This window comes from Helicobacter sp. MIT 05-5293, assembly GCF_000765665.2.
In the GTDB taxonomy this organism is placed as follows: Bacteria; Campylobacterota; Campylobacteria; order Campylobacterales; family Helicobacteraceae; genus Helicobacter_C.
Genome location: NZ_JROZ02000002.1, coordinates 60,185 through 84,713, shown reverse-complemented (window position 1 = coordinate 84,713; position 24,529 = coordinate 60,185). Strand labels below are relative to the sequence as shown.

General features: G+C 37.7%; 28 protein-coding genes. 19 read left to right on the top strand and 9 right to left on the bottom strand.

The genetic code is table 11. The annotated features are described in order from the left end of the window. The first annotated feature begins 65 nt into the window (after positions 1-65). The 3 genes from LS68_RS04965 to LS68_RS04955 all read left to right on the top strand — a co-directional run bounded on the left by LS68_RS04965 (position 66) and on the right by LS68_RS04955 (position 1,568). Positions 66-347, top strand: coding sequence for a hypothetical protein (locus LS68_RS04965; RefSeq protein ID WP_138091132.1), 282 nt, complete (start codon positions 66-68; stop codon positions 345-347). A 7-nt stretch (positions 348-354) separates the two neighbouring features. Further along, positions 355-978: an HNH endonuclease family protein gene (locus LS68_RS04960; protein WP_052100518.1), complete on the top strand. Its 624-nt coding sequence runs from the start codon at positions 355-357 to the stop codon at positions 976-978. Positions 979-1,202: 224 nt separating this feature from the next. After that, on the top strand, positions 1,203-1,568 hold the full coding sequence (locus LS68_RS04955; RefSeq protein WP_034373747.1) for a hypothetical protein: 366 nt from the start codon (positions 1,203-1,205) through the stop codon (positions 1,566-1,568). A gap of 124 nt (positions 1,569-1,692) precedes the next feature. Here the strand turns inward: LS68_RS04955 and ybeY are convergent, their stop codons facing one another. Further along, complete coding sequence (gene ybeY, locus LS68_RS04950) at positions 1,693-2,157, bottom strand: rRNA maturation RNase YbeY (protein WP_034373759.1); 465 nt, start codon at positions 2,155-2,157, stop codon at positions 1,693-1,695. 211 nt (positions 2,158-2,368) lie between these two features. Here ybeY and speA point away from each other — a divergent pair, with 211 nt between their 5' ends. Both speA and cysE read left to right on the top strand, forming a co-directional pair. Then, the gene (gene speA / locus LS68_RS04945) at positions 2,369-4,222 is read left to right on the top strand and encodes an arginine decarboxylase (protein WP_034373744.1); all 1,854 of its coding nucleotides are present in this window, start codon (positions 2,369-2,371) and stop codon (positions 4,220-4,222) included. Beyond that, positions 4,222-4,917, top strand: a complete 696-nt coding sequence (gene cysE, locus LS68_RS04940; RefSeq protein WP_034373740.1) for a serine O-acetyltransferase — start codon at positions 4,222-4,224, stop codon at positions 4,915-4,917. The genes speA and cysE overlap by 1 nt, the downstream gene beginning before the upstream one ends. Here the strand turns inward: cysE and LS68_RS04935 are convergent. The 5 genes from LS68_RS04935 to LS68_RS04915 are packed head-to-tail and all read right to left on the bottom strand — an operon-like array spanning position 4,914 to position 8,414. Continuing rightward, complete coding sequence (locus tag LS68_RS04935; RefSeq protein ID WP_034373737.1) at positions 4,914-5,939, bottom strand: hypothetical protein; 1,026 nt, start codon at positions 5,937-5,939, stop codon at positions 4,914-4,916. The genes cysE and LS68_RS04935 overlap by 4 nt on opposite strands. Before the next feature lie 2 nt (positions 5,940-5,941). After that, positions 5,942-6,298, bottom strand: a complete 357-nt coding sequence (dksA, locus tag LS68_RS04930) for an RNA polymerase-binding protein DksA (RefSeq protein WP_034373734.1) — start codon at positions 6,296-6,298, stop codon at positions 5,942-5,944. A gap of 17 nt (positions 6,299-6,315) precedes the next feature. Next, the gene (locus tag LS68_RS04925; RefSeq protein ID WP_034373731.1) at positions 6,316-6,774 is read right to left on the bottom strand and encodes a 23S rRNA (pseudouridine(1915)-N(3))-methyltransferase RlmH; all 459 of its coding nucleotides are present in this window, start codon (positions 6,772-6,774) and stop codon (positions 6,316-6,318) included. Then, complete coding sequence (gene accD, locus LS68_RS04920) at positions 6,746-7,618, bottom strand: acetyl-CoA carboxylase, carboxyltransferase subunit beta (RefSeq protein WP_034373728.1); 873 nt, start codon at positions 7,616-7,618, stop codon at positions 6,746-6,748. Before accD ends, LS68_RS04925 begins: the two co-directional genes overlap by 29 nt. Beyond that, positions 7,596-8,414, bottom strand: coding sequence for an inositol monophosphatase family protein (locus LS68_RS04915; protein WP_241993686.1), 819 nt, complete (start codon positions 8,412-8,414; stop codon positions 7,596-7,598). Before LS68_RS04915 ends, accD begins: the two co-directional genes overlap by 23 nt. A 60-nt stretch (positions 8,415-8,474) precedes the next feature. On the opposite strand from LS68_RS04915, the gene recO reads away from it, so the two are divergent. The 3 genes from recO to LS68_RS04900 all read left to right on the top strand — a co-directional run bounded on the left by recO (position 8,475) and on the right by LS68_RS04900 (position 13,118). Beyond that, the gene (recO, locus tag LS68_RS04910; RefSeq protein ID WP_138091129.1) at positions 8,475-9,128 is read left to right on the top strand and encodes a recombination protein RecO; all 654 of its coding nucleotides are present in this window, start codon (positions 8,475-8,477) and stop codon (positions 9,126-9,128) included. A 101-nt stretch (positions 9,129-9,229) separates the two neighbouring features. Further along, positions 9,230-10,582 (top strand): NADP-specific glutamate dehydrogenase, encoded by a 1,353-nt coding sequence (gene gdhA, locus LS68_RS04905; protein WP_034373722.1) that lies wholly within the window; start codon positions 9,230-9,232, stop codon positions 10,580-10,582. Between the two features lie 301 nt (positions 10,583-10,883). After that, positions 10,884-13,118, top strand: coding sequence for a TonB-dependent receptor (locus tag LS68_RS04900; RefSeq protein WP_034373719.1), 2,235 nt, complete (start codon positions 10,884-10,886; stop codon positions 13,116-13,118). A gap of 117 nt (positions 13,119-13,235) precedes the next feature. Here the strand turns inward: LS68_RS04900 and LS68_RS04895 are convergent, their stop codons facing one another. After that, positions 13,236-13,868, bottom strand: coding sequence for an NAD(P)-dependent oxidoreductase (locus tag LS68_RS04895; protein ID WP_034373756.1), 633 nt, complete (start codon positions 13,866-13,868; stop codon positions 13,236-13,238). A gap of 308 nt (positions 13,869-14,176) precedes the next feature. Here LS68_RS04895 and LS68_RS04890 point away from each other — a divergent pair, with 308 nt between their 5' ends. Continuing rightward, positions 14,177-14,557: a helix-turn-helix domain-containing protein gene (locus tag LS68_RS04890; protein ID WP_034373716.1), complete on the top strand. Its 381-nt coding sequence runs from the start codon at positions 14,177-14,179 to the stop codon at positions 14,555-14,557. On the opposite strand, the gene LS68_RS04885 is transcribed toward LS68_RS04890, so the two are convergent. Next, positions 14,554-16,221 (bottom strand): VWA domain-containing protein, encoded by a 1,668-nt coding sequence (locus tag LS68_RS04885; RefSeq protein ID WP_138091126.1) that lies wholly within the window; start codon positions 16,219-16,221, stop codon positions 14,554-14,556. The two genes, LS68_RS04890 and LS68_RS04885, sit on opposite strands and share 4 nt — an antisense overlap. A gap of 122 nt (positions 16,222-16,343) precedes the next feature. Between LS68_RS04885 and LS68_RS09800 the strand changes: the two genes are divergently transcribed. Genes LS68_RS09800 through LS68_RS04860 form a run of 7 tightly spaced genes read left to right on the top strand, consistent with a single transcriptional unit; the run spans position 16,344 to position 21,222 of the window. Further along, positions 16,344-16,766 (top strand): FAD-dependent oxidoreductase, encoded by a 423-nt coding sequence (locus LS68_RS09800; protein ID WP_241993685.1) that lies wholly within the window; start codon positions 16,344-16,346, stop codon positions 16,764-16,766. 55 nt (positions 16,767-16,821) lie between these two features. Continuing rightward, positions 16,822-17,805: an FAD-dependent oxidoreductase gene (locus LS68_RS09795; protein ID WP_347232420.1), complete on the top strand. Its 984-nt coding sequence runs from the start codon at positions 16,822-16,824 to the stop codon at positions 17,803-17,805. Further along, positions 17,802-18,629: a glycosyltransferase family 2 protein gene (locus tag LS68_RS04875; RefSeq protein WP_081950964.1), complete on the top strand. Its 828-nt coding sequence runs from the start codon at positions 17,802-17,804 to the stop codon at positions 18,627-18,629. Before LS68_RS09795 ends, LS68_RS04875 begins: the two co-directional genes overlap by 4 nt. Before the next feature lie 2 nt (positions 18,630-18,631). Then, positions 18,632-18,964: a hypothetical protein gene (locus LS68_RS09680; RefSeq protein WP_241993684.1), complete on the top strand. Its 333-nt coding sequence runs from the start codon at positions 18,632-18,634 to the stop codon at positions 18,962-18,964. Continuing rightward, complete coding sequence (locus LS68_RS09675; protein WP_206750341.1) at positions 18,939-19,289, top strand: methyltransferase domain-containing protein; 351 nt, start codon at positions 18,939-18,941, stop codon at positions 19,287-19,289. The genes LS68_RS09680 and LS68_RS09675 overlap by 26 nt, the downstream gene beginning before the upstream one ends. 2 nt (positions 19,290-19,291) lie before the next feature. Then, positions 19,292-19,678 carry a GtrA family protein gene (locus tag LS68_RS04865; protein ID WP_052100489.1) on the top strand — a complete coding sequence of 129 codons (387 nt, stop codon included), beginning with the start codon at positions 19,292-19,294 and terminating at the stop codon, positions 19,676-19,678. Between the two features lie 53 nt (positions 19,679-19,731). Beyond that, positions 19,732-21,222: a hypothetical protein gene (locus LS68_RS04860; RefSeq protein WP_034373000.1), complete on the top strand. Its 1,491-nt coding sequence runs from the start codon at positions 19,732-19,734 to the stop codon at positions 21,220-21,222. A gap of 144 nt (positions 21,223-21,366) precedes the next feature. On the opposite strand, the gene LS68_RS04855 is transcribed toward LS68_RS04860, so the two are convergent. Further along, entirely contained in the window at positions 21,367-22,242 is an 876-nt protein-coding gene (locus tag LS68_RS04855; protein WP_034373003.1) for a class I SAM-dependent methyltransferase, read from the bottom strand. Positions 22,243-22,374: 132 nt separating this feature from the next. On the opposite strand from LS68_RS04855, the gene LS68_RS04850 reads away from it, so the two are divergent. From LS68_RS04850 to LS68_RS04840, 3 genes are all read left to right on the top strand, one after another. Next, positions 22,375-23,274, top strand: a complete 900-nt coding sequence (locus tag LS68_RS04850) for a BspA family leucine-rich repeat surface protein (protein ID WP_034373006.1) — start codon at positions 22,375-22,377, stop codon at positions 23,272-23,274. A gap of 173 nt (positions 23,275-23,447) precedes the next feature. Continuing rightward, a complete protein-coding gene (locus LS68_RS04845; protein WP_241993683.1) occupies positions 23,448-23,705 on the top strand; it encodes a hypothetical protein in 258 nt (85 codons plus the stop codon). Positions 23,706-23,774: 69 nt separating this feature from the next. After that, the gene (locus LS68_RS04840) at positions 23,775-24,506 is read left to right on the top strand and encodes a hypothetical protein (protein ID WP_034373009.1); all 732 of its coding nucleotides are present in this window, start codon (positions 23,775-23,777) and stop codon (positions 24,504-24,506) included. Positions 24,507-24,529: the final 23 nt, after the last annotated feature.

Here is a 24,529-nt window from a genome sequence, read left to right as displayed (position 1 = left end):
TTAATGATATTGAATGTGATGTGTTTCGCTATCACCTTGCGAGCAAAAAGAATTTTGCGGAGGGTATGAAATACTTAGGTTTGTATAAAGCATCTGCTGAAAATCACTATATCGAACTTAAAAAGGCTATCAAAGACCTTGCTCAAGAAGACAAAACTCAAAACAAGGCGTTGCTTAAAATGTTTTTAAATGATTATAGTGATGACCTTAAGGCATTCTTCCAAGCTACGCTTGACATACTTGAGGAGATTGACACAAATGAAGAGTTGTTTAAAACAATCATGATTGAAAACCTTAATCCGATGTATTACAATACTCATACGCCTAAAAATCGATCAAAAGCTTGATAAGGAGATGATAAGACTTTTTGCCAAAACAGATTGCATTTTGATTAAAATGAATGGAAAATATAAAAAGTCTTATGATTTAATCGAAAAATACCAAGACAAAAATACTACGCTGCTTACAGAATCTATAAAAGATTACATTAGAGGATTAAAAGTCGTAGAGAGTAATATTAATGATTTTGTGCAACATACTTTTAATCAAACACACAAAAAAGTATTTCACTATCTTTTTATCGAAAAAGAATGTAGGGGGATTGATGATGGACATTTAAGAAATCTTTTAACCAATGAAGACAATGGCAAAAAAACTACCCAAACCCAAGAACATATTATTTCTCAAAGTGTTTTCGATAAAGACAAAAAAGACATAATCGAAAACAAAAAGTTTGATAATAAAGATGATTTAGGAAATTATATCCACACTTATGGCAATTTTCTTTCACTTGAAAAGCGATTAAACAGCGAGGGTAAAGACAGATCAGATTCTGAAAAAAGAGAGGCTTATAGCAAATCTGCCCTGCCATTTGTAAGGAGTTTCAATCCAGAAAATATCAATAAACAATCTATCATCAAACGCAACGATGAGATGAAACAATGGCTTAAAGAGGAGTTTTTCAAAGACTTTTTATAAATATTAGCAAGGTATGGTTATAAGAATCTTTTATGGTAAAGCTTTCTTATGATGGGTCAATAGAGCCAAGATAAATAAAATGATTTTGACTTTAATCAATACAAAAGTGTTCTTATATTTATTATCAGTGGCGAAGAGTTTTTGAAAAAACTTAATGATGCAAAAAACGATATGCCATCTATTGATATTAATGATGACGAAATACCATTTTAAAGGAGTATGGAATGAAAATTAAAGCTATTGTATTGGCTGGATTGTTGGCTTTGGGTTGCTATGGTGAAGAAGTTGATATTAATAATGTCTCTATAGATCACGACTCTTTTGTTGATAAAAGTTTATTGTTGGGGATAGCACATGCGTATTGTTTTCTTAATGTAACTGATAAAGTAGCAGGAGAAATGTTTGCCAAAGGGAATAAACTAAATAGTGAGCAGTTTAAATCTCTTGGAGAAGTTGCTGGTGGGCTATGTAAGGAATTTATTGAAGATAATGTGAAAATCTTTGTTAATCAAAATGTGAATGGTGATAGCTTTAAAAAAGGTTTAGATTATGGAAAAAAAATCTTTTATGAAATGAATAATAGGGAGTAAGTAGAAAATGGGGGGTGTATCAAGTCCCCCAAAAAGCTTGGCAATTGTCAATTGTTTCACCAAAAAAACAAAGACAAAAAATGTATCTTTGTTTCGTTTTAAGATAAAACGAAATTTTCGTGATTTAAGTAGATTCCACACGCACGATCAAGCTTTCCCCTAAACCCAAAGATTCTATAATCTCTTGCTCCAATGCCCTTTGCTCACCATTATCGACTTCATGATCATAGCCTAAAATATGCAAAAACCCATGCACAAAAAGTAATGCTATCTCATCTTGCACACTATGCCCTAGCCTATTTGCGACACTTTTGGCAAGCTCGACATTAATCACCACACTTCCCAAACAAGGCTGCATTCCTGCTAATCTCTCCTCATTTGCATCATAATCACACAGATTCTGTGAATCTTGAGCATTTTCTTGCGTCCAAGCAGAGAGCCAATCCTCCAAAGGAAAACTTAGCACATCGGTAGTTTGGTCTTTTCCCCTATATTCTGCATTGATCATACGCATAGAATCAGAATCCACAGCTACCACTTCTAAGATATAATGTGATAAATCCTTAGCAATCAACCCGTTGCGCATCATCTCTTCACAAAAATCTTCTAAAAATAAAAGCTCACCGCCATTCTTAGAATCTTGCTCATTGATGTCAAGCGTGGGGGATTTTGTCGCAGGTGTCGTTAATCTTTCTTTATTCATCTTACCTCGATAAATGATAAAATTTGTATTTTTACGCTTAAAAGTATAGCCCAAAGTGCTATAATTCAAACTTCAATTTGTATATGAGGAGAACAAAATGGTAGATTATGGGATTAATTTTTGGAGCAATAATGATTTTATTATCCAAGACGGAAAAGTCAAGGTTAATCACAAAAACAAACCCGCCCTCATTGACATTGTGCAAGAAGCAAGAGAAAAGGGTTATAAAGGTCCTTTGCTATTGCGCTTCCCTCATTTGATACGCAATCAAGTCGATAAAGTTTTTAACGCCTTTGAAGACGCTATCAAAGAATACTCTTACAAAGGGCAATTTAAGGCTGTTTTCCCCCTCAAAGTCAATCAAATGCCTAATTTTGTCCTTCCTCTTGTCGAACAAAGTAAAGATAAATGCTACGGATTAGAAGCAGGAAGTAAATCAGAGCTTATTTTAGCTATGGCTTACACTAACAAACACTCGCCTATCACCGTCAATGGATTCAAAGATAAAGAAATGATTTCTTTAGGCTTTAACGCTGCAAATATGGGACACGATATTACACTTACGATTGAGGGGTTAAACGAGCTAGAAACGATTATTGAAGTGGCAAAAGAAATGGGTGAGCCCTATCCCAATATCGGACTTAGAATCCGCCTCCATAGCACAGGTATCGGTATTTGGGCAAAAAGCGGTGGGATTAACTCCAAATTTGGACTGACAAGCACCGAGCTTTTAGAGGCTATCAATATGCTTGAAAAAGAAAATCTTTTGCACAAATTTACCATGATACACTTTCATATCGGCAGTCAAATCAGCGATATTTCTCCGCTTAAAAAAGCCATTCGTGAAGCGGGCAATATTTACGCAGAGCTTCGCAAAAAAGGTGCAAAGAATCTCACATGCGTAAATATCGGTGGGGGATTAGCTGTCGAATACACCCAACACGAGGGTAAAAATCATCGTAACTACAACTTGAGCGAATTTAGCGGCGATGTCGTGTTTTCTTTACGCGAAATTATGAAAAACAAAAAAGAACCCGAACCTGACATTTTTATAGAATCTGGACGCTTTATCGCGGCAAGCCATGCAGTCTTAATCGCCCCCGTTTTAGAGCTTTTCTCGCATGAATACGATGAAAAAGCCTTAAAACTCAAAGAGAAAAATCCACCTTTGATTGAAGAGCTTTTTGATCTTTACAACACGATTGGAGAAAAAAACGCCATCGAATGCCTCCACGATAGTCTCGACCATATGGAATCTTTGCTCACACTCTTTGACTTAGGCTATATTGATTTACAAGATCGGAGCAATACCGAAGTGCTTGTGCATTTACTCATCAAAAAAGTAATCAAACTCCTTAAATACAAGAATCACAATGAAATCTTACAAATCCAAGAACAAGTGCAAGAACGATATTTGCTCAACTGCTCGTTTTTCCAAAGTCTGCCTGATTATTGGGGATTAGGACAACCTTTCCCTGTGATGCCTCTTGACCGACTGAATCGCCGACCTAATCGAAGTGCAAGCCTATGGGATATTACTTGTGATTCTGATGGAGAAATTGCTTTTAATGCCACACAACCCTTATTCCTGCACGATGTCGATGTTACTAAAGAAGAATATTTTGTTGGGTTTTTCCTTGTAGGAGCTTATCAAGAAGTGCTTGGAATGCGGCACAATCTCTTCACACACCCCACAGAGTTTAGTATCGAATTTGACGATGATTTGAATAAAGGCTATGAGCTTACACATCTGATAGAAGCACAAACAATCCTTGATGTGCTTGATGATTTGGATTATGACACAAAAGATATTGAACGGCGACTGAAACAACATATCGAAGACAATCAGAATCTTGACGAAGAGGGCAAAAAGGAAATGCTTGGCATGCTCTATGTAATGCTTAGTGAAAATGGTTATCTACGCACTATCGCGACCAACAAAGGTGAATAATGGGTTTTTGGGGTATCATTCGCGAAGATTTTAGGATTATCTTAGAAAAAGATCCTGCAATCAATAGTAAAATTGAGCTATTTTTTAATTATCCTGGCTTGATAGCACTTGTGCATTATCGTATCGCTCACAGAATCTATAATCGCGGATTTAAGGCAATTGCTCGTATTATCATGGGGCTTACAGGGTTTTTGACAAATGTCGATATTCACCCAGCTGCTAAAATCGGCAGAAGAGTTTTTATCGACCACGCTATTGGTGTTGTGATTGGTGAAACTGCTGAAGTCGGCAATGATGTAACCATTTATCAAGGGGTAAGTCTTGGCGGGACAAATCTTAATAAAGTCAAACGCCACCCGACAATCTGTGATGGTGTTGTGATTGGTGCGGGTGCGAAGATTCTAGGAAATATCGTCATCGGTGAAAATGCAAAAATCGGCGCAAATTCTGTCGTGATTAAAGATGTGCCTAAAGATTGCACTGCTGTGGGGATTCCTGCAAAAGTGATCATCAAAGGGCAATCAAAAGAGGCAAGTGCTATCAATAAACTGCCCGATATTGATAAGGCACTTTTTGAATATCTCTTTAAGCGTATGCAGATTCTGGAAAATGCGCACAATAATGACGACTGCAAAAAAGAAATCGAATATCTTGAAAAGCTTTATGCAAGCTTTCTAGAATCTCTCAAAGCCTAAGCTTTAATCAAGAAAATATCAAAGGGATAGTTTTTGTTTGCATTTTTGAGATCAAAATAAGCATCAATCAGCTTATATTCACCTTTGATATGAGAACGATGTCGCTCTTTTGCCTTATCAAGCATTTCTAACTCAAAAAACACATAAAACACTGCCATTTCTGCATTCTCGTCATTATCCGCACATTCTTCAAAAAGTCGTATCCATTTATCAGGAGAAAGGATACCTTGAGAATCGCGTGCAAATTGAAGATAATCATTTGCATCAAATCCCACACTTTTGCATGCTTTTGAGAGATTCTCATTATCGATATTTTGGGGGTATTTGAGATAGATTTTCAATATTTCTTTGACAATAGGCTTATCAAGCGGGAGTTCAGGCATTTGCGATAAAAGTTTTTCAAACTCCTTATAATCAGCATTTTTAAGAATCTCAAGAAACGCAAACTTTTTAAGCTCTTCAGATTCATTCTCATGCAAGATATTAAATCCCACTTTGTAATTCGCCCTAATCTTATTTTTAAGATTCTGAATGATGAATTTATTATCCTTGCTCAAGCGATAAGACTTCAAATCCACGACCTTGCCACTCATCACATCTTTATAATTTTCAAAAAGCGTATCGATTTTGTGATTAAAACTCTCCGCAGAATCTAATCGAGGTTTGAGATAGAATCTTTGCAGAATCTTAGAAAGATCGCCAAATGCTTTGCGTTTATAAATACGATTTTTGATAGGCTGATTGAGTGCTTGCTCGTTGATTTGCGTCAAAAGCTTATCGTAATCATGTTTGCGATGATAAGATTCAAGCATATCTTTTGCCCATGCAGACGCAAAAAATGCCAAAGTCAAGACAAAAAATAATCCAATGATTCCTACAATCCAAACTGCCACAGGCAAAGTAATAGAAATCTCATTAAATGGCAATACATAAGTATAAGATTCACTCTCAAGACTATAAATATATAATCCCAAAATCAAGCAAAATACGAATGAAAAAAGAGCATAATATTTCAACTTCATTGTTATCCTTTTTGTTTTTGATTTTTTTCAAATAGTTCTCGGCATTTGATGCAATACTTTGCGTGAGGCTTTACCTTTAGCCGCTCGACATCAATTTCATCATCGCACATTTCGCAAATGCCATACACGCCCTCTTTAATCTTTTGCAAAGAGCGTTGAATATCACTCATTTCTGCATGATACAAATCAATAACACTCATAGCAAGATTCCCTTGCAAAAATGCGCTTACCATATCGTTTTCATCTTTAAAATGTGTATCTTGAATGCTTTTAATACGACTATTTTTTGTATCAATACTTTGACATATTTTGTGCAAACGCTCTTTTAACAGCGATTCAAAAAAACTATAATCTATCAATATAACCTCCTTGTTATTTACTTATGATAAGGGTGCTGATGCAAAATACTAAGTGCCCGATACATTTGCTCACACACAATGATTTTTGCGATTTTATGGCTAAAAGTGAGCGGACTTAAACTCAAAACCTTACATTGCTTCAAAAAAGTATCTTCCAACCCATAAGCCCCACCGATAAAACAATGAATATGGCTGTGCGATTGGATAACCTCCGCAAATTGCAAAGAATCTAGACATTTGGCATTGGGGTGAAAGGCAAGATTAAAAGCATGAGGCAAAAGATATTTTGTGAAAGCATCAGTGTAAGATTCTCGTGCTTTTTGGGGCGAAATTTTTTGCGCATTAAGCACATTTTTGGGCAATAAATCTACTACTTGCATTTGCGCTCCAAACTGCTGACATTTGGTAACAAATTCATCTTCTAATGCTTTGTATGCAGAATCTTTTTTACTGATAGAATAAATGTTGATTTGCATAGCTGGGATTAAGCATTCTGCTTAGATCACTCAAGGTTTTTTTAAGCTCCTTGCGATTTACAATCATATCAATCAACCCATGTTCAAGCAAAAATTCAGCTGTTTGAAATCCTTCGGGCAAATCTGCGCCGATTGTTTGCTTGATGACGCGTGGTCCTGCAAAACCAATGATCGCGCCCGGTTCAGCAATAATAATATCTCCTAAAAATGCAAAAGAAGCACTGACACCTCCAAATGTCGGGTCAAGCAAAACCGAAATAAAAGGCAATTTTGCATCAGCGAGTTTATTGAGCGCAGCAGAAGTTTTTGCCATTTGCATTAAAGAAAAAGTTGATTCTTGCATTCGCGCTCCACCGCTTGTAGAAAAAATCACAAGACTTTGACGCTTCATAACCGCTCTATCAATCGCACGCACGATCTTTTCACCCTCTACAGAGCCTAAACTTCCAGCCATAAAAGCAAAGTCAAAAAGCACAATTTGCATTTCTACGCCATCAATAAAAGCCTCTCCTGCAATCACCGAGCTTGGGCGTCCTGTCTTTTCCTCTCCTTCTTGCACACGCTTTTTGTAGCTTTTCTTATCTACAAATTCTAACGGATCAATGGGTTTTAAATCCTTGTCATACTCGATAAAAGTATCTTTATCGCACAAAAGCTCTAATCTTTCTTCAGCAGAAATTTTAAAATGATAATTACATTTAGGGCATATATGGGATTGTGAAAATACTTCTTTAAAATACATCATTGCATTGCAGCTAGGACACTTCAGCCAATGATTAGGAGTTTCGCTCTTCTCAAGCCTCGTATCTTCTTTTTTGCCCTTAAAAAAATTTCCCAAGCCCATATTGCTCCTTTAATAAAAGTTGGTGAATCATATCAAAAATATGCTTATCTCTGCTTATAAGTAGATAATCCGCGGTGTGTTTATGATGCAAATCTTCACATAAAAATATGCCTGCTTTACTATCAAATGCACGAATATTACCTAAAAAAAGCATAAAATTGGCACGGTGTGCATTGGCAATTGATAATGCACTCGCACCTAAAGAACGAAATTTTATCTTATTTTCATAAAGCAGATGTGCAAAATGAGGATTTACATAAGCTTTTTCAAAAATGCCACATTTTACATTTCCCAATACAGATTCTGAAAAATGATCCTTTTGCTGCAAGGCAAGGAGGTTAGCTGCAAAATCACCCTTCAGAATCTCATCAATACAGAATCGAAAGCACTTTTTGGATTGATGAATACGAGCAATCCCCTCTCCTGTGCAAAAATTAAATACGACAGATTCTTTGACATTACCCATTTCATCACATAACGCCAAAGACGAGCCATAATAAGGAATATGTGAAAGAAAATTATCACTCCCATCAAGAGGGTCTAAAATGATCGTATCTTGCGTTTGACTAGGCGAAAGGATTCTCCCACTCTCTTCAGAATCAATATGTGCTAGAGGCAACAAAAAATCCATATAGATTTTTTCACTCACTAAATCTGCACCGATACTCACATCGCCTCCCGCTCCCTTTTGATGATACACATAGAGGTCGGGGGTCATGTTTTTAAGGGTATGTATGATTTTTTGAGTTGCAAGAGACGCATTCTTGACAAACACACTCAAATTTAACTTCTCCAATATACAGAAAACTTTTTAAGGTAAAATTATGCTATCAATTTTCTTAAAATAAGGATAGATTTGCAGGGTTATATCTTGAATATGCAAAAAAGTCGAGCCGAAGACCTTATCGTTAGAATCCTCACACCAACCCAAATCAAAACACTTTATCGATTCTATGGGACGCGTCATAGCATCATCAACCTTGGGCGTAAAATCGACTTTGAAGAAGAAAAAAACCTTACCTTTCTCCCCAAGCTCAAACACATCTTACACCTTGCGCACAAATGGGAAAACGACAAAGAGCGTTATTATGTTTGGCAACGATTTATCGCACTTTTAAACAAACATCTCTCTGATATTTATACTATCGAAGAATTCTACTTCCAAATGCTTGAAAACGGAGCAAATAAGCTCAATGTCCAGAATCCCAAACGCGTTGCTATCGAAATGTATGCCCAAATGCTTGCCTTTGAGGGTAGGATTAATCAAATATCGCATCAATACCATCAAGACACAAATCACAATGAGCAACATTTATGCTTTATATGCGGTGAGCAAATCCACGATGAAATCGCTTTGGGAAGAGCTTTTTTATTTGCTCATCATTCTTGTATCGGTGGAGAAATCTTTGACAAAGCAAAGATTCTCTCTTTCCTCCAAACACAATCTAGTATTCATTTAGAAGACGATGAAGTCTTATCACTTTGGGAAATATTGGGACTTGGAATGTAATTTTGACTTTGCTATTGTCGTTATATAGGTTGTTTTAAGAAATATATCTTATAATAAAACGCATTATTTTGTGCAACATTTTCAAACACAAGGAGCTTTTCATGTCTTATGCCAGCAATGTCCTCAGTCGCATCAAAGCGCAATACCCAGCACAAGTGCTTTTTCATCAAGCAGTAGAGGAAGTTTTTGAATCTTTAAAACCTGCTCTTGATAAAGATAAAAAATACGAAGAGTATGCTATTTTAGAGCGTCTGTCTATGCCTGATAGAGAGATTCATTTTCGTGTGAGCTGGGTTGATGATCAGGGCAAAATCCAAACTAATCGCGGCTATCGCATCGAATTTAATGCTGCCATAGGACCTTACAAAGGTGGTTTGCGCTTTCACCCAAGCGTAAATGAAGGTGTCATTAAATTCTTAGGTTTTGAGCAGATTCTCAAAAATTCACTTACCACACTTGCAATGGGTGGAGCAAAAGGAGGAAGTGATTTTGACCCTAAAGGTAAAAGTGAAGGAGAAATGATGCGCTTTTGCCAAGCCTTTATGAACGAGCTTTATCGACATATCGGTGCTACTACCGATGTCCCTGCAGGAGACATTGGCGTAGGTGGTAGAGAAATCGGCTATCTTTTTGGGCAATACAAAAAACTCACAAACTGCTATGAAGGCGTTTTGACAGGAAAAGCTTTAGCATGGGGCGGAAGCCTAGTGCGCACAGAAGCCACAGGTTATGGCTGTGTATATTTTGCACAAGAAATGCTCAAAGCACGCGGAGAAACTTTAGAGGGTAAAGTTTGCACCGTCTCTGGAGCAGGTAATGTCGCCATTTATACCGTGGAAAAGCTCTTGCAATTAGGTGCAAAACCTGTAACCGTGAGCGATTCTCAAGGAATGATTTATGATGAGCAAGGCATTGATTTAGAACTTCTTAAAGAGGTAAAAGAAGTCAAACGCGCTTCACTCACAGAATACGCTAAAGCAAAACCAAGCGCAAAATATACAAAAGTGAGTGATTATCCTGCAGGCACTAACGCTGTATGGTCAATCCCTTGCTTTGCTGCTTTCCCTAGCGCGACACAAAATGAACTAAACGAAAAAGACGCAAAAAATCTACTTCAAAATGGCTGTAAATGTGTGAGTGAAGGTGCAAATATGCCTTCTACTATCGAAGCAGTGCATCAATTCATTAATGCCAAAATCTGCTATGGACCGGGCAAAGCAGCAAATGCTGGAGGTGTAGCAGTGAGTGGGCTAGAAATGGCACAAAATGCAAGTATGAATCCTTGGAGTTTTGAGACCGTGGATAATCGTTTGCATAGTATTATGGAAAGCATCTTTACTAATGTTAGCCAAACCGCACAAGAATTTGGCGATCCTACAAACTTTGTGCTTGGCGCAAATATCGCTGGATTCAGAAAGGTTGCTGGAGCGATGATCGATCAAGGTGTGATTTAACTATCACAGCTTCGCCTTTTTCCTTGCTACCTTTTTGGTAGCAAGAAGATAAATTTAAACTTGCTGAATCCACAATCTCAACAAAATCCACAGATACACTAACATCATATCTAAAGCCTCATCGTAAGAATCTCACAGCAAATATTACAATTATATTGTAAAACTAAAGCAGTTATTAATAAATATTAAATTATTATAAGAATAAATAATACTAAAATTTTATTAGTATTATCAAATCACTTGCTTTTCATAATAATATGCGGTCTCTAAAAGCCTAAAACAAAGAATATAAAGGAAACTTATGACTATCAAAGTCTCTCCTATCACGCTTTCTATGATAATGCTGACACTAACTTTCGCTGATGAAAATCTCTCTCGCCCTTATCCACCAACAGACACAGAATCCCTATCGTCCCTGCAAACCTACAAATTAGAACATTCTATTGCTATTGGCTCACCCTTAGAAAGTGATGTAGTCAATATCCCCGGTCATATTTCAGTCATAGAATCTGAAGAGATTCACAAATCACCAAATACCAAAATCACTGATATTGTCAAAAAAACTGCAGGTGTGAGGATTGATAATGACACAAACTTTAATCCACGCCCCAAAATCAAGATTCGCGGGATTAATTATGGCACATTAGTTATGCTTGATGGACTGATTCTAAGCGATCTTGAGGGTGAAAATCGCATCATCAATCAAATATTCCTCGAAGACATACAAAGAGTAGAAATTGCTCGAGGTTCTTATTCAAATCTCTATGGGACAGGTGCGATTGGTGGAGTGATTAATTTTATCACAGCAATGCCCAACACTTTCGAGGCATCACTCATCACAGGATACGGCACAGAATTTCAATCTCACACTGCCGATAAGAATCTGTTTAAACTCTATGTGAGTATTGGTGATGCGTTTTTTAATAAACGATTGCGTGTAAAATTTAATGCAGGATATAAAGGCAGTGGTGGTTATCCGAGCTTCCCGACTTATTTTGCCGCAGGTGATTCTACTGCTCAAGATAATAATATGAATGGATTTTTTATTGATAAAGCAGGGCAAACGATTATCGGAACAGGGGGAGATAGAGATTATCACATTTATGACACGCGCTTCAAAGCAGAATACGATATAAGTGATGCAGATATGCTAAGTTTGATGCTCGGATTCTCAAGCTATGACTATAGCTTCAAAAATTTTATCAGCTACCTTAAAGACGCGCAAGGCAATCCTACCGACCTCATCGACAATAAAGACTATTTTGTCGGCTCGGGACTTGGAGGCAAGGGAAGATATTCACATTTGTATGGGAATCTCACCTACACGCACAACTTTACAGATTCTCTACTCAAAATCGCTCTCTCTTCAATGAATCTCTTCAGTATTTGGCAGGACGCCTTGCAAGGAAGTGCGGACAGATTTGGCGGAGCAGGCAGCACACAAGACACGGATTCAAGCAGTAATTATCTTGATGTGATTTATCAAAGCGAATTTTTTTCGCGACACAAACTCGCAATTGCTTCACAATTTCGTTACTATACTTACACACAAGATCAAAGGAATATGACAAATTGGCTCATTAACAGCACACGCACAGATTCTCGGCGCAAGTTTGGGAATGAAGCCTTTGTCGCCTCAATGTATGCGAATTGGGAAGCACAATGGCTTGATAACCTTAGCACAAATCTCGGTGTGCGTTATGACTATTGGCATAATTTCAACGGCTATCTGATTAATAATTTAGTTACACCTAACGACAGAAAAGACAATATCAACAATACAGAATCTATCTTTAGCCCAAAATTTAGCATCAGCTACACACCCTTAGAGATTCTATTATTCAAAGCAAGTATCGGGAGTGGATTTAGAATGCCTACTATGCGTGATATGTATCAATTCACGCATGCGAGCAATTATTGGGAGCTCAATCCGGACTTAAAAAAAGAAAGTGCGCTAAGCTTTGATATTGGGGCAGAACTTCGCACACAATATATCACGACAAGTTTGTATTATTATCAGCTTGAAATGAGGGATATGATCTATCGTTCCGGTAAAGGTAGCAAAAATGACCCTTGGCGGTATATCAACGCTGGTAAAGGGCGTATCAATGGTATCGAATACAGCGCATTTGTGCCTTTATGGAGTGATTTTATTTTAGAGGGGAATTACACACTCACTCTTGCTAAAGTGTTAGAGAATCCTGCACGACCTCAATCTGTGGGCAAACAGCTCATTGGAGTGCCCAAACACATGGCAAATATCGCATTGCATTATATGCCAAAATATGGTTTATACGCCTCTGTATGGGCATATTATACGCCTGCATTTTATAATGATGATGTCAATTCTACGCCCCTAAGCGACACTTATGGGTATTATGAAAGTCAATTTAGTCTCAATGCCAAAATAGGCTATATATGGAAAATGGGGTTAGATGCCTCCCTTAGCTTTTTTAATCTCACAAATAACCGCTATTATGATTTTTATCGTGTGGCTGGAGCGAGCTTTTACGCACAAGTAGGATATAAATTTTAGATTCTTTAATGCTGATAAATGTATAAATAAGCAAGTGATTAAACAGAATCTGCCTAAGATTCTTAACTGATACAGAATCTGTGCAGGAAGATTCTGTATCTTATAATCTTATACTTTTTATAACCCTATCACACCCACACGTTGTTTGCTATATTTTGGATTCTCTGCAATTTCAATCATCGCACTTGCATAGTCGGCATAGCTTGCTTTGCTTTCGCCTTTGTCATTGACTTCAAATTCTTCGCCAATGATTTTATATTTTCCGGTTTTGGGCGCATCAGCGATAAATTCAGCCGGTGGGCTTACAAACACCCAATTAATATCTGAAACACCGCGTAAAACTTTAAGTCCCTCTGTTTGTGCGTTTGCCAAAGGCTTGTATTCATCGGGGAAGTTGGGTGTGTCGATAAGCTGTGTGGTGTGTGATTTGTCCATATAGAGGCTGCCCGCGCCACCAACGACAAGGAGCTTCGCTTTGTTTCCTGCTAGAATCTTCACAAGATGTTCGATGTGTTTTTTGTGCAAATCAAGCTGCTTCCATTCGCCAAAACAATCGATAATCACATCAAAACCTTGTAAATCATTTGCGTTTAGGCTAAAGATGTCTTTTTGGACGATAGTTAAATTGGGCTTTGGACTAAGCTTCTTGCTATCGCGCACAAACGCGCTAACCGCGTAACCTTTGGCAAGGGCTTCATCGGTGATGAGCCTGCCCACTCTACCACTTGCTGCTAAGATTGCTATTTTCATTGTTTTTCCTTTTGGTTTATTTTCTTTCCCAAAGCTTGGGAGAATGCCTAAGCTAACGGCACTTAGGGCGATGAACGAAGTTTTGATAAAGCTTCGTCTCGAATCTGATGATGCTTGTTTCATCATCACTCCTTTATTTTGAGGATAAAGTTTGTTCTATTGAAGAACAAATGAAATTTTGATATACTAAGTTTAACAAATCAAGTAGGCATTTTTTTATTATATAGTATTCTTTTTGAAACTATTGCGTATTTTAGAGCTTTTTATGCTACAATTTTTGAGCAAAAACTTGAATCTGTGAGGTGAAAATGCAAGAAAAAAAAGATTATTGTTCGCCATGCCCTGTCGAAACCACGCTCAACCTGATTGGCAACAAATGGAAATTCTTGATTATCCGCGATTTGCTGGAGAATACGCGGCGATTTGGCGAGCTAAAAAAGAGCATTAGCGCAACCAAAAACCAGAGCATTTCGCAAAAGGTTCTGACACAAAACCTGCGTGAGCTAGAAAGCGCAAAGCTTGTCAAACGCAAAGTCTATGCCGAGGTCCCCCCAAGGGTAGAATATAAGCTTACCGAGCTAGGGCAGAGCCTTAAAGCTGTGATTGAGAGCTTGGAAGAATGGGGGGAGTATTATAAGAATCTTACGATTATGGGGCAAGATTCTATTCAAGATTCTATACACGCTTAATGCGATGGCTTAGGGCTTAGTCGTGATGCCTTTGCGACAAGCCCGATAAATTCCTTCCGATACACATCATCGCTCACACCTTTTTCTTCTAACACTTTTAAGATACTTTCATAACTTGCATTTCCTTTGTGTTCAGAATCTAAAAGCAACATACCAAACTCCGCCACACATTGCGCAAAACGCATATCTGCACTGCCATCTTTGCTCACATCGCTTTCACGCACGACTTTTTCAAGTAGCATACTTTTCTCTTGAGCATTCGCAAGATTACTTGGCTCTTTATATCGCACTTTCACACTTACCCATTCTGATTCAAATCCTTTATTTGCGATATTTTGGCTATATTTTAGCGGATCAATCATACCTTTTGCATCTTTGCCCAATGTAGGGTTTTGAGAATCTGCATTTTGAGTTTCTGTCGGAATCAGCTCATAAAGAGCCGTTACTGAATGTCCCGCACCCATTTCACCCGCGTCTTTGTCATCATTATTGAAATCCTCATCATTTAGTAGCCTTTTTTCATAACCAATCAACCGATAAGAAGAGACTTTAACTGGATTAAATTCTACTTGAATCTTGACATCTTTTGCTACTGCGACAAGAGTCGCTCCCACCTGCTCCACCAAATGCTTTTTCGCCTCCAAAAGTGTGTCAATATAAGCATAGTTTCCATTACCTGAATCGGCGAGTTTTTGCAATGTAGAATCTTTATAATTCCCCATACCATAACCAAATACCGAGAGATACACGCCACTTTGTGCTTGCTGCTTGATAAGCTCAACAAGTTCAGATTCTGAAGTGATACCGACATTAAAATCTCCATCAGTCGCGAGAATCACACGATTCACACCTCCTTTGATAAAATGCTCCTTTGCAAGTGCGTAGGCATCTTTGATACCAGAGCCGCCATTAGTAGATCCTATCGCAACGAGTGATTCTATTGCGTGAAGGGCTTTGAGCTTATCTGTAGTCGGCTGCAAGGACACCGAAGATGCTCCCGCATAGGTTACAATGCCGATACTATCGTTAGGATTAAGATTCTCAACAAGCATTTTGAGGGATTTTTTGACAAGCCCCAAGCGATCCGCACCCTCCATAGAACCGGAAGTATCAATCAAAAATATCAGATTAAAAGGCTTTCGCTTTGTCCAATCAATCTCTTTAGCTTGAATGCCGATTCGCAAGACTTTGTGATGAGGATTCCATAACGCATCACTGATTGAGGCATCAATGCTAAGAGGCACAGAATCTTTAGGAGAGGGGTAATGGTATGTAAAATTATTGAGCAATTCTTCGATACGCACCGCTCCTTTTTGAGGGAATTCTCCACTCTCTATGGCTTTACGCACAATAGCATAAGAAGCAGTATCCACATCAGAGCCAAAAGTGCTAAGAGGCGCATTAGAAACGAGCTTAAAAGCGTTTTCATCTTTATGCGCAAAGCTATTGGTATCATAAGAATCGTGCAGAGCTTCTCGGGCAGTCTTCATAGTAGCTAAATTCGACATCAGCTGCAAACTTGCATCTGCTTCATCTTCAAACACATATTGTTGTGCTTCAGTTTCTTCCAACTCCCCAGATTCTGTATTTTTATCACCACACCCACCTAAAAATATTACACACACCACCCCTAGAATAAAACTCCATTTGCAAATATGTCTCATTATCTCCTCCTTTGAATTATCATCACCCATTGTATCAAAAAAAAAAAAAAACGATTTTGTGAATTTTAGGATATAATCTCACCATCTAAATTCACATAAATCACATTTTTAGAGGAAAAATAATGTCAAAAGTCATCATTATTGGTGCAGGTCCAGCAGGGCTTAGTTGTGCAAGAATCTTAGCAGAGAAAGGCTTTGAAGTAGAAATCTTTGAATCAGATTCGCAAGTCGGTGGAATGAGCAAGAGTTTTGAGCTTTTTTCGCAGATTGTCGATATTGGTCCTCATCGATTCTTTAGCAAAGACAAACGCATTAACGACTTTTGGCTTTCTCATACTTATGGTGAATTTGAACAAGTCTCCCGCCTTACACGCATTTTTTATCAACGAAAGTTTTTTTACTATCCGCTTAGAGGGTTTGATGCACTTTTTAAACTTGGTGTTTTTGAATCTTGTCTCTGTGTCTTAAGTTTTTTACGCGCAAAAATATTTAAAGCTATAAAGACTGATAAAAAAGTAACGGGGGGGGGGGCAAGAGAACTCTAAAAGAGAAAGCTTTGAATCATGGGTAGCCGATGCCTTTGGCTACCGACTTTATAGTATCTTTTTTAAATCCTACACAGAAAAGCTTTGGGGTATCAAATGTAAGGAGCTTGATTCAGACTTTGCCGCACAAAGAATCAAAGGCTTAAACCTCTACGAAGCTATCAAATCCGCATTTTTCGGTGATAAAAATAAAAAACACAAAACCCTTGTCGATGCTTTTAATTATCCCAAAAAGGGCTGTGGGGTTGTGTATGAAAATATGAAAAACGAAATCCTTAAAAAAGGTGGGAAAATCCATTTAAATTGCAAGGTCTTAGGCATCAAGACGAAAAATAAAAAAGCTTATAGTATCCTCACCGATAAGGGCGAATACCAAGCTGACATTATTGTCTCAAGTGCGCCTTTTAAAGAAATGGTTTGTTCTCTTGGTGAATTAGACAAAGACATCACGGATCTAGCCTCAAAACTTAAGTTTCGCAATACGATTTTAGTCTATGTCGAGGCAGATTCTGAAACGAAGCTTTTTGAAGATAATTGGATTTATGTGCATTCTCCTCATGTCCAAACTGGTCGGATTACAAACTTTGCAAATTGGACAAAAGACCTACAATGTGGCAGGAAGGAAAACATACTTGCTTTAGAATATTGGGCAAATGATGATGAAAAATTATGGAATCTTAGCGATGAAGAACTTATCAATATCGCCAAAAAAGATTTAATCGATTCTGCTCTTCTCAAACCACAAGATATTAAACGAAGCTTTGTCCTAAAATTGCACAAAAGTTACCCCGTGTATGAACGAGGATATAAAGAGAATCTCAATAAAATCTATACTGCCCTTGATAGCTTTTCTCATCTGTATTTTATCGGGCGCAATGGTAGCTTTAAATACAACAATCAAGACCATAGCATTTTAATGGGCTTAGCCTGTGCTGATAAGATTCTAGGAAAAGCTGTGAATCTGTGGCATATCAACACGGATTACGACTATCAAGAAGATTCACATATACCAGAATCCGCCGCAAATGATAAAAGATGAAATTAAAGAAATTTAAATATAATGGCAAGCTTTATTTATTTTACACCTCGAAAGGATTACTATGGAATCTTATCAAAGTATTACGGGGGGGGGGGCATAACCTAAATACGCTTTCTGTCATTATCCCTTGCTTTAATGAAAAAGCTACGATTGAAACTCTCCTTGATGTCGTTAAAAATGTCCCTCTTCCCTATAAAAAAGAAATCATCATTGTTGATGACGGCAGCAGTGATGGCACAAAAGAGATTCTACAGAATCTACACAATACTCACGATACTACCGACAATAAAGATTCTCATATCAAAATCATTTACCACACGCATAATCAAGGCAAAGGTGCGGCTCTTCGCACAGGCATAACTCAAGCTACAGGCGATATTGTCTTGATTCAAGATGCGGATTTGGAATACGACCCTAGTCAATACCCCAAACTGCTTGAACCCTTTGAAAGAGGTGTCGCTGATGTCGTATTTGGCTCACGATTTGTGAGTGGAGATTCTCATCGGGTATTGTATTTTTGGCATCGCATCGCAAATGGTATGCTCACACTCTTTTCTAATATGCTTACTAATCTCAACCTTACTGATATGGAGACTTGCTATAAAGTCTTTAAGCGTGAGATTATTCAAAGCATCACCTTGCAAGAAAATCGCTTTGGCTTTGAACCCGAAATCACTGCAAAAATCGCCAAAATAAAAAATATCCGAATCTATGAAGTAGGGATTAGCTACTATGGAAGAACCTATCAAGAAGGCAAGAAAATCGGCGTAAAAGATGGATTTCGTGCATTATGGGCAATCCTCAAATATCGCTTCAAGGGGTAAAAATGAAAGAAGCTCTTTTAGAACCATTACTGCGAACAATGCGCTTAAACAAAGTATTGCCCACTATCAAAGAATTTAACAATCCAAGAGTGTTGGATATAGGCTGTGGCTGGGAGGCAAAGCTACTCAAAGAAATATCCCCCTATATTGCACAAGGTGTAGGGATAGACTTCAAAGCTCCAAATATCCAAACTGATAAAATCCGCACTTTTAGTTATTATTTTGAGCCGAAGTGGGATTCTGTAAATCTTCATCAATCTAAGAATCTCCATGCTACTCAAGCGTCTGTATTTAACGGGGGGGGGGGATATGCAAAATGTAAATCTGCCCTTTGATGATGAAAGTTTTGAAATTATCACCTTACTGGCTGTTTTGGAACATCTTCATCACCCTATAGATATGCTTAATGAAATCAAACGAGTTCTTGTGCCTCATGGTATCTTGCTTCTTACCGTGCCAAGCCACGCAGCCAAACCTGTGCTGGAATTTCTAAGCTACAAACTGCACATCATTAGTAAAGAGGAAATCTTAGACCATAAAAGGTATTACAATAAAAAAGACATTGTCAATTCCCTATCACAAGTAAATGGATTGAAACTCCTTACACATCACTACTTTCAGTGCGGTATGAATAACTTTGCCAAAATCATCAAGGAATAGTCATGAAAAACACCCTCTCTAAACTCTTCAAATATACCATTGTCGGTGGGAGTGCCGCTATCGTAAATTGGGGGGTGTTTTTTGTGGGTGTTGAAATACTGCATTGGTATTATTTATTTGCGGGATTGATAAGCTTTGTGATAGCGACATTGTGGAATTTCATTTGGGCGAGGAGATTTGTCTTTAAACGCTCCAAACACTCACTATTTAAAGAAAGTTTTTTAGTATATCTCGTGTCATTTTTAGCTTTAGGCATTGATTTAGGGACGCTGTATATTTGTGTAGATATAGCACATATCAATGAATTACTAGGCAAAATCTTTGCTATAGGCGCAGCGTTTGTCTTTAACTTCACTTTACGCACATTTGTGATTTATAAGGAACATTAGATGATCAGATTCTCATCTGTGCATTATCTCTTATCTCAATTCAAAGGAAAAATATGAAAAAATACCCTTTCTCACTTACTTCATTCATTTCTTGGCACAGCATTACACTGCTTGCTCTGTGTTTTGGCATCGGTATCAGAATCTATTTATATCTCTATCATAAAGATTTATGGCTTGATGAAGCAATGCTTAGCTTTAGCCTTTTTGGCATCTCTTTTGGAGAAATCTTTTTTCAGCCCTTACCGCACACACAAGCTGCTCCATTAGGATTCTTGCTTATCACTAAGCTCGGGGGATTGGTTTTTGGCTATGGTGAATATTGGCTATATTTTATGCCTTTATTGTGCGGGATTGGCTCATTGCTACTTGCATACAGAATCGGCGCAATGCTGTTTGATAACTTTGGGCAATGCTTTTTTGTATTGCTTTGCGTAGGCTCTATGTCGCTTTTGTATTACAGCACAGAGTTTAAACAATACGGACTTGAAGCATTTTGCGCCTTTTTGGCTATTTATCTTTATCTCACAGCAGGGGTAAAGCGACTTTGTATAGCGGCAGTGGTGATGATGTTTTTTTCAAACACGATTATTTTTATTTGGGGTGCGTGTGTGGTAGGATACGTATATCAAAACCGATCGCATCTTATCACCTTTATCAAGCAAAATTTCTTTTCTTTACTTTTGCCTTGTGTCGTTTTCTTGATATATTATGTCTTATACATTCGTTTTCAGGCTGTAAGTGGCTTTTATGATTATTGGGATAAACATTTCTTACCTCATCAGTTAAGCGAATATCCAGCATTTTTCAAAGATACTTTACTCTCTTTATACAGTGGCTTTGCACCATTTGGCGACAATAAAGGCAGAAATGTTATTTTAGCCTATATGGGCTTTTCATTGCTAGGACTTTTTGCTATGTATAAGCAAAAAGCTCATTTATGTGTGGTAGTAATCTCGGCTTTGGTGATTTATATCGCGCTTTCATGGTTTAGAATCTATCCTTTCGGACATGGGGGAGTGATCGGCTCTCGGTTGTCTCTATGGATGTCTGTGATTTTTTATCTCTGTTGTGCGTATGGGGTTTATGCACTCTACAAGCAAAAAATATGGCTCAAAAGCCTTGCGGTAATCTTACTGCTCACTTGTTTGTTTCAAGCGATTTATCACGAAAGTCGCCATATCCGCCTCAACTTATATTATATTGAGCAAACTCACACCTTTGCTACTTCTATCGCTAATAATATTCAAGAGGGGGATTGTGTGTGGGTTTATAGAAAAGCCGCTCACGCGTTCAATTACTATAACTTCATTGATCATCTCTCTATTCCTTACGAAAGTATTGGCGATGATCTTTCTTCTTTTACATTTGATGCCAAAAACTGCGCCTCGCATTATGTCTTTGCGACTCATTACAATGCAGAATGGTATGAGAATCTAAGAACTATCATTGAAAACTATGATCCTCACGCCTCTTGGCAGTGGCAGAGCGTAGGCTGGGGAGCATTCTTGGTGCAGATTCACACACAAGACAATTCTGTGCAATAGGGCGATTTTGCAATTTAAAAGGGGTTATCTCAGATAACCCTTACCAATGAGATTAACCCAAAAAGTCATCTTTTGGGTTTCGGGCTTACTTGTAAAATCTCAAAAGGGATTGTTTGCCTCACAGAATCCTAAGCCTACAATGACTTAACCACTATCCCTACAAAGCCTAATCTCAAACCCAGCCATAAAACTAAACTTCATCTGAATCTTGCGCGGCAAAAGCCCCATAAGCATTCCAAAAATCCCCCACCTAGACCAATATTGCCGCATATATAAACTTATTTCTAACAATGACAATGCTACATTGGCTTTTTGCGCTAGAGCAATCACCTCATCAGGATTATCAAATCCACTGCGAAACTTCGCATCAAAATGCCTAATTGTATCGTGCTGCACTTTATGCTTAACAAATGCACTGCCTACAAAATCTACCCACAATTGCACTTCTCCAAGAATTGACAAATGAGAAAATATCTTTGTAATTTCCTCATTATCAAAATACATCATCACGCCTTCTATTACCACGATTATAGGAGCATTCGCGTGTTTTTGTTTGATTTCTAAAAAGCATTCCTTCTCTAGTAAAGATGCGCCCAGATACACATCTTTACTAGATTCTGATAAAAGACTTTTGCGTAAGGCAATGACTTCAGGCAAGTCGATTTCATAAAATGTCGCGTTTTCAAAATGCGGCAGATTCTGCGATTTGAGCCGCTCATAGCGCGTATCAAGCCCACAACCTCCACAAATCACTACTGCATGATCATTTTTAGTGATAAATTCTGCGACCTTTCTATCAAAATACGCTGCCCTCACACAACACCCCACACGACTTAATTTACCGCTATCAAGCTTGCTATAGTCATAAGGTATCGCATCAATCAGACCTTGCGCAAAACTATCACGCAATATTGCACTCTTTCCTTCATTCGCCCGTTTTTCCTCACATGCGCGAAAATATAACGGAATGAGCAAGGTTTCAGAAACATTATTTATATTAAGGGATTCAGGATTATTCATAATCTCTCCTTGATTTATAATAATAAAAGTTATCATAATTAAACTAAAACTATCCTAAAAATATTATTTGCTTTTAAATAAACAAGGTAAGTTTTGGTATGATTACAAGGCAAACAGCACAAAAGGGTATTTATGTATAAAACGCTATTTATTTCTATCATAACGATATGCACTATTTTTAATGGCTGTGCAGATTCTAGCGATTCAGAATCAAGGGCAATCCACCACCCCAAAGACCGCTTAGAGTTAGTCAATCTCCTTGGCGATGAAAGCATCAAGCTTGGACAAATTGACACCTCCGCTATCACCGATATGAGCTATCTCTTTGCGCGTATCCCGCAAGAAAAATGCAATGAGCTATTTGAGCAGTTTCTTAAATCAGTCGATGCGTTTGTAATCCTCCGTATTGAAGAAATCGCAGCGGCTGATAAGACCTACAAGCCTACAGATTCTAACACTGAATCAATTAAAGCGGCACTCATTCAGCAGTGGCAAGATAACAATCAAAAATGCACGCATACTGCCTATTCGAGGCAAGATTTTGACGGGATAGAATCATGGAATGTTTCTAATGTCAAAGATATGAGCTACTTGTTCGCAGGTGTGAAAGAATTTGATGAAAATCTTGGGTTGTGGAATGTGGGCAAAGTCGAAAATATGAAGGGGGCATTTATGAAAACCACCTTTAATCGCAATATAGAATCTTGGGATACTTCAAATGTGCAAGATATGAGTTTGATGTTTGCTGATAGTCATTTCAATCAGCCATTAAATGCGTGGAATGTGGGCGGTGTCAAAGATATGAGCTTTATGTTTTACAAATCACGCTTCAATCAAAATATAGAATCTTGGGACATCAGTCATACAGAAAATATGAGCTTTATGTTTGCTCGTGCTAAAACTTTTGCTCAAAGTCTTGAAAGCTGGGGGCAAAAGCTCAATCCAAATGCGCTAACGCACAAAATGTTTGAGGATTCTTATTTAGAATCTAACAATGCCTTGCCCAAATGGTATCACGAACCAAAGCCATAAAATCACACAAAGCGTAGGCTTAAGCGAAGATCCTCATCACCTTTCATCGTTTCATTTTTGGACACAAACTCAACAAAGTATTATATTATATTCTGATAATTACTTTTATTATATAAAATAAATTGTTATATTTTTAATAATATAACAAAATCATTTTTATAAAGGAGTTCGTTATGAACAAGTTATGGGTTTCATTAGCTTTAGTTTTTAGTTTGAGCATCAGTCCTCTTGCAGCATTAGAATCTAGCACGAAACTTAATCAGGCTGATACTGAATTTCTTTTTGGCACAGATGCACAAAATGTCGATGTGATAGTGCTTAGTGAAGATGAAATGGAAGAAACGACAGGGGAGTTTTGGGGTGCTTTTAGCGCAATTACTGGTCTTGGTGCTTTAATATACGAGATTGGCAGAGATCATCATTGGTGGTGAGTTTAAATTGCTCATATGAGTATGTTTTATAACATACTCATTCTGTATTAAATGAATCTAAGGAGTAAAATGAGACATATTGTTAAATTCTTATGTATTATAAGTGTTTTTTGCATTCATAATATACTATGGGCAGATTCTCAATCTCGCTACTTTATGGGACAGGTAGGTATAGGTGGAGCGTATTATAACTTTGGTGGAGAGGATGTAAGTAGTGTTGGGGGCTATTTGGCTGGAGAGGCTAGATTTTTTGTTTTTCAACGCGTGCAATCTGTGTTTGGCGTGCGCATTGGTGGAGGGCAGAGTAAAGCTTATCAAATGCCTGATGTAGCAGAAAAATCGGGATTTATGATTTCAGACCAATATTTTAAAATTGGCGTAAATATTGCAAGTTTAAATACACCGCTTTACATCAATTTACTAGTAGAATCTAATAGCCATGATAGCAAACACGGCTTAAGTCGTAAGCTTAAGCTTTTGGGTGCTGATATTGAGGGAGCAATGCCACTTGGGAATATATCGTGTTTTGAGTATTCTTTAGGCTACACATATACAACAAATCAATCATCTTATGTCATCGGCGATAAAACCTCCTATATTCAACGCGATCCATTTAAAAGCTATATTTTGAGCGCAAGTATTGGTTTAAGTCGTAAGCTTAGTTTGCAAACAATATTCTATACCAAACTTATAGGCAAGTATCAAAATCTTAAAGCTTCATTTTATAGTGATGGCGCACAGGGTTATCCAAGCTCGGCAAATATTGTGGCGATGCTAGAGTTTGGATTCAGGGGATTATAGTGTTTTATAAGATGTTTAACTTG

Excerpts from the sequence above, each read along its gene's own strand:
- LS68_RS04840 (WP_034373009.1), top strand. The coding sequence starts at position 23,775 with ATGAGACATATTGTTAAATTCTTATGTATTATAAGTGTTTTTTGCATT.
- LS68_RS04865 (WP_052100489.1), top strand. The coding sequence starts at position 19,292 with ATGAAAAACACCCTCTCTAAACTCTTCAAATATACCATTGTCGGTGGG.
- LS68_RS04890 (WP_034373716.1), top strand. The coding sequence starts at position 14,177 with ATGCAAGAAAAAAAAGATTATTGTTCGCCATGCCCTGTCGAAACCACG.
- LS68_RS04855 (WP_034373003.1), bottom strand. The coding sequence starts at position 22,242 with ATGAATAATCCTGAATCCCTTAATATAAATAATGTTTCTGAAACCTTG.
- LS68_RS04900 (WP_034373719.1), top strand. The coding sequence starts at position 10,884 with ATGACTATCAAAGTCTCTCCTATCACGCTTTCTATGATAATGCTGACA.
- accD (WP_034373728.1), bottom strand. The coding sequence starts at position 7,618 with ATGGGCTTGGGAAATTTTTTTAAGGGCAAAAAAGAAGATACGAGGCTT.
- speA (WP_034373744.1), top strand. The coding sequence starts at position 2,369 with ATGGTAGATTATGGGATTAATTTTTGGAGCAATAATGATTTTATTATC.
- LS68_RS04960 (WP_052100518.1), top strand. The coding sequence starts at position 355 with ATGATAAGACTTTTTGCCAAAACAGATTGCATTTTGATTAAAATGAAT.
- LS68_RS04885 (WP_138091126.1), bottom strand. The coding sequence starts at position 16,221 with ATGAGACATATTTGCAAATGGAGTTTTATTCTAGGGGTGGTGTGTGTA.
- LS68_RS04850 (WP_034373006.1), top strand. The coding sequence starts at position 22,375 with ATGTATAAAACGCTATTTATTTCTATCATAACGATATGCACTATTTTT.
- LS68_RS04965 (WP_138091132.1), top strand. The coding sequence starts at position 66 with ATGAAATACTTAGGTTTGTATAAAGCATCTGCTGAAAATCACTATATC.
- LS68_RS04935 (WP_034373737.1), bottom strand. The coding sequence starts at position 5,939 with ATGAAGTTGAAATATTATGCTCTTTTTTCATTCGTATTTTGCTTGATT.
- LS68_RS09680 (WP_241993684.1), top strand. The coding sequence starts at position 18,632 with ATGAAAGAAGCTCTTTTAGAACCATTACTGCGAACAATGCGCTTAAAC.
- LS68_RS09800 (WP_241993685.1), top strand. The coding sequence starts at position 16,344 with ATGTCAAAAGTCATCATTATTGGTGCAGGTCCAGCAGGGCTTAGTTGT.
- LS68_RS04875 (WP_081950964.1), top strand. The coding sequence starts at position 17,802 with ATGAAATTAAAGAAATTTAAATATAATGGCAAGCTTTATTTATTTTAC.
- ybeY (WP_034373759.1), bottom strand. The coding sequence starts at position 2,157 with ATGATGCGCAACGGGTTGATTGCTAAGGATTTATCACATTATATCTTA.
- LS68_RS09675 (WP_206750341.1), top strand. The coding sequence starts at position 18,939 with ATGCAAAATGTAAATCTGCCCTTTGATGATGAAAGTTTTGAAATTATC.
- LS68_RS04860 (WP_034373000.1), top strand. The coding sequence starts at position 19,732 with ATGAAAAAATACCCTTTCTCACTTACTTCATTCATTTCTTGGCACAGC.
- LS68_RS04955 (WP_034373747.1), top strand. The coding sequence starts at position 1,203 with ATGAAAATTAAAGCTATTGTATTGGCTGGATTGTTGGCTTTGGGTTGC.
- gdhA (WP_034373722.1), top strand. The coding sequence starts at position 9,230 with ATGTCTTATGCCAGCAATGTCCTCAGTCGCATCAAAGCGCAATACCCA.
- LS68_RS04925 (WP_034373731.1), bottom strand. The coding sequence starts at position 6,774 with ATGCAAATCAACATTTATTCTATCAGTAAAAAAGATTCTGCATACAAA.
- LS68_RS04845 (WP_241993683.1), top strand. The coding sequence starts at position 23,448 with ATGAACAAGTTATGGGTTTCATTAGCTTTAGTTTTTAGTTTGAGCATC.
- LS68_RS04895 (WP_034373756.1), bottom strand. The coding sequence starts at position 13,868 with ATGAAAATAGCAATCTTAGCAGCAAGTGGTAGAGTGGGCAGGCTCATC.
- cysE (WP_034373740.1), top strand. The coding sequence starts at position 4,222 with ATGGGTTTTTGGGGTATCATTCGCGAAGATTTTAGGATTATCTTAGAA.